This window comes from Pseudarthrobacter sp. AG30, from assembly GCF_003116525.1.
Classification (GTDB): Bacteria; Actinomycetota; Actinomycetes; order Actinomycetales; family Micrococcaceae; genus Arthrobacter.
Genome location: NZ_QEHL01000084.1, coordinates 1 through 340, shown reverse-complemented (window position 1 = coordinate 340; position 340 = coordinate 1). Strand labels below are relative to the sequence as shown.

Sequence of the window (340 nt, the reverse complement as noted above, 5' to 3'; positions counted from 1 at the left end):
GTCGCCAGGGGGCTTTCTTGTTATTACAAAAGGCGGGGGCGGAATATGGCTTCGACGTCACCAGCACTCAAACCTTCTGCGAAGGCGGGGTGCGAATCAGCAGCACGGCGGTACGCCAGGCGCTGGCCGATGACGATCTCCTGCTGGCGGAGACGCTGCTCGGCCATCCGTTTAGCATCTCCGGACGCGTCGTGCATGGTGATGAACTAGGCCGAACCATAGGTTTTCCGACGGCGAACTTACCGCTGCGTCGTCAGGTTTCCCCGGTTAAAGGGGTCTATGCGGTAGAAGTGACAGGGCTGGGCGACAAACCGATAGCGGGCGTCGCCAATATTGGCAC

General features: G+C 60.0%; 1 protein-coding gene. It reads left to right on the top strand.

The window, feature by feature from the left end; all coding sequences use genetic code 11:
• Window positions 1–17: 17 nt before the first annotated feature.
• On the top strand, window positions 18–340 hold a 323-nt coding region (locus DC347_RS21410), incomplete at its 3' end, for a riboflavin kinase (protein WP_304598364.1).